Source organism: Sandarakinorhabdus oryzae, from assembly GCF_009733735.1.
GTDB lineage: Bacteria > Pseudomonadota > Alphaproteobacteria > Sphingomonadales > Sphingomonadaceae > Sandarakinorhabdus > Sandarakinorhabdus oryzae.
Map to the genome: position 1 here is coordinate 1 of NZ_WNJP01000248.1, position 2,937 is coordinate 2,937.

The window sequence follows — 2,937 nt, forward strand, 5'->3', positions numbered from 1 at the left end:
TCCCGTCCGCCTCGCCATGGCCGCACTGGCCATCGCCCGGCACCCCGTGGGCCGCCTCGCCGCCATGGCTGGCCTTGCCGCCATCCCCGGCGGCCTCGGCCTGCTGGCGCGCCTGACCCGCGTTGCCGACCCACACGCACTTGCGCCGGCGTGATCCAGGGGGCACAGCGCCGCCATGCAGCAACTGCCGATCTTCGTGAACCTCGCCGGCCGCCGGGTGATCCTTGTTGGCGACGGCGAACCCGCCGAGGCCAAGGCCCGCCTGGTCCGCGCCGCCGGCGGCACGCTGGTCGGCGAAGACGCCGCTGATGCCGTGCTCGCCTTCGTCGCCATTGAAGACGATGCCGAAGCCCACGCCGCCGCCACCCGCCTGCGCGCGCGCAGCCTGCTGGTCAACGTGGTGGACAAGCCAGCGATGTCGGATTTCCTGATGGGCGCAATCATCGACCGCTCGCCGGTGGTCGTCGCCATCTCCACCGCCGGCGCCTCGGCCAGCCTCGCCCGCGCCTTGCGCACCCGCCTCGAAGCCCTGCTCCCCGCCAGTATCGGGCCGCTCGCCCGCGCCATCCTGTCGGCCCGCGACACCGTCGCTCAGCGCCACCCCACCCCAACCGACCGCCGCCGCCTGTGGGAACGGGCGCTGGCGGAAGCCGGCCCGCTCGACCCGTTCGCGGCGCTCGCCGATGCCCACGCCGCGGTGGCGCACGTGGTGAATGGCACCTCCGCCGCCGTGCCAGAACTGCTGACAATCACCGTCTCCAGTCCCGATCCGGGCGATCTCACCCTCAACCAGCTCAACGCGCTGGCCCGTTGCGATGCATTGGTGGTGGACGGCGAGGTCGCCGCCACGGTGATCGACCGCGCCCGGCGCGATGCCGCGCGGCTGGAGGCGGTGCCCGATCCGCTGCCCGCAGGGCTGACGGTGGTGTTGCAGGGGTAGGCCGCTTACTTCTTTCCGTCCGTTTTCGACGCCGCCACCAGCGCATCCCAGCTTGCCCAATCGATCGCCCGACCGGGGTAGGCCACCTTTGCGAAGGGCCATTTGGCCTTCATCCAGCCTTGCACCCAGGCATAGAGTTCGGCGTCGAAGCCGGCGTCATATTCGGCCTTGGTGACCCACAGGCGGACGACGGCGTCATAGCCTTGGATGCGGCTGGGGTAGACGTAGACGCAGCCGCGTTCGCGTTTCCCGTCCGGGGTAAGCACCGCGTAGGCGAAGGATTCGCGTTTCTGGAAATGCGCCTGTTCGGTTTCCATGTCGTTCATGGCGTCGGCGGCGGTGATGTTGCTGTTGGGCCAGTCGGGACTGCGCGTGAAGGTCTTTTGCAGATGCTCGAGCGACGACATGTAGGCGTCGTAATCGATCTTCACGACGGCGGGGCCGAGGGGAACCAGCTTGAAGCCGCTGGCCTTTGCGAGTGTGGGTGGGGTGAAGCTTGCGGGCACGAAGGGTGCGGGTAAGGCGGCAGCGACGGGGCCGCTCATCAGCAGCAGGGCGAGGGCCATCGTCTTGAGGGTCGAGGTCATCGTGCGTTCTCCTCAGGATAGTGGGTTCGGCCCGCCGCTGGCCCAGTCGAGCAGTTCGACGACATGGACCGCTTGCCAGTCTGGACTGGCCAGCTGGGTGAGGCAACCGATGTTGCTGCTGGCCAGGATCGGTGCGCCGGTCGCGGCGACATGGGCCTGTTTGCGCAGCCGGAGTTCGCCGGAGAGTTCGGGTTGCAGCAGGGCGTAGGTGCCGGCGGAACCGCAGCAGAGGTGGGATTCAGCGAGGTCACGCACGTCGAAGCCGGCCTGAACCAGCAGTTCGCGGGCGGACGTGACGCGTTGGCCGTGCTGCAGGGAGCAGGGATTGTGCCAGGCCACCGCCGTGCCGGGCGCGATCTGGCTAGGCAGGGGTGGCAGCGTGGCCAGATATTCACTGATGTCGCGCACCTGGGCGCTCAAGGGATCAGCCCACGTCTTCATGACGCTGCCGCAGCCGGACGTGGTCGTGATGATTGCATCCACCGGGCCGGCGGCGCGCCATTCGGCCAGGGTGGCAGCGGCGCGGGCGTTGGCAGCGTCGGCCTGGCCGAGATGCTGGTGCAGGGCACCGCAGCAGCCGGCATCGCGGGTGATGATGACATGGAGGCCGTGGCGGGTGAGCAGGCGCAGGGCGGCATCGTCGATCTGGGGGCGCAGGGCGGGCTGCACGCAGCCGAGGTGGAGGATGACGCGGCCGATGGGCTTTGCCGGCGCAGGCGGGCTGTCGCGTTCGGCGGCGCCGGCGAGCGGAACGCGCGCGGGCACCAAGGCCAGCATCGCTTGCAATCGCGCTGGCAACAGGGGGGCGAGCGGGCGGGCGAGGCGGCCGAGATGCAGTGCAGCGCGAAAGCTGCGGCGGCGCGACATCAGGCCGGTCAACGCGCGGCGGGTAATGCGTTGCGGCCAGGGCCGGCTGGGCTCGGCATGGGCGCGGGCGTGATCGATCAGCTGGGCATAGTCCACGCCCGACGGGCAGGTGGTGGTGCAGGACAGGCAGGTGAGGCAGCGATCGAGGTGCCTGAGCGCGCGCGGGGAGGGCGGGGCATCGGGTGTCGCCAGCATGTCCTTCATCAGCCAGATGCGCCCGCGCGGGCCATCGAGCTCGTCGCCGGTCAGCAGATAAGTCGGGCAGGTGGCGTTGCAGAAGCCGCAATGCACGCACTTGCGGATGAGGGCGCTGGCCTCTGTCATGGTGCGGCCGCCGGAGACAGGATGCCCGCGGGATCGAACAGGGCCTTCACCCGCGCGGTCAGTGCCGCAAGACCGGGTTCGAGCGGGCTGCGCGCCGGGATGGCGCACGCCGGCCCGCGCAGCCGTTCGGCATGGCCGTCGCGGCCGACGGCCTGCGCCACCAGTGCATGCATGTCGAGATCGGCAGCGTCGGCCGGCAACAGCACCCAGGCCAGCGCG

The 2,937-nt window shown here is 70.3% G+C and carries 4 protein-coding genes; 1 reads left to right on the plus strand and 3 read right to left on the minus strand.

The features are described 5' to 3' along the window. Nucleotides 1-175 precede the first annotated feature (175 nt). Nucleotides 176-940, plus strand: coding sequence for a precorrin-2 dehydrogenase/sirohydrochlorin ferrochelatase family protein (locus tag GJ693_RS15040; RefSeq protein WP_156257068.1), 765 nt, complete (start codon nucleotides 176-178; stop codon nucleotides 938-940). 5 nt (nucleotides 941-945) lie between these two features. On the opposite strand, the gene GJ693_RS15045 is transcribed toward GJ693_RS15040, so the two are convergent. The 3 genes from GJ693_RS15045 to GJ693_RS17125 all read right to left on the minus strand — a co-directional run. Further along, entirely contained in the window at nucleotides 946-1,527 is a 582-nt protein-coding gene (locus GJ693_RS15045) for a twin-arginine translocation pathway signal protein (RefSeq protein ID WP_408014600.1), read from the minus strand. A 12-nt stretch (nucleotides 1,528-1,539) separates the two neighbouring features. Then, nucleotides 1,540-2,718: a glycolate oxidase subunit GlcF gene (gene glcF / locus GJ693_RS15050; RefSeq protein ID WP_156257069.1), complete on the minus strand. Its 1,179-nt coding sequence runs from the start codon at nucleotides 2,716-2,718 to the stop codon at nucleotides 1,540-1,542. Continuing rightward, a partial coding sequence (locus GJ693_RS17125; RefSeq protein WP_197042249.1) for a hypothetical protein occupies nucleotides 2,715-2,937 on the minus strand: 223 nt, incomplete at its 5' end. The genes GJ693_RS17125 and glcF, both read right to left, overlap by 4 nt.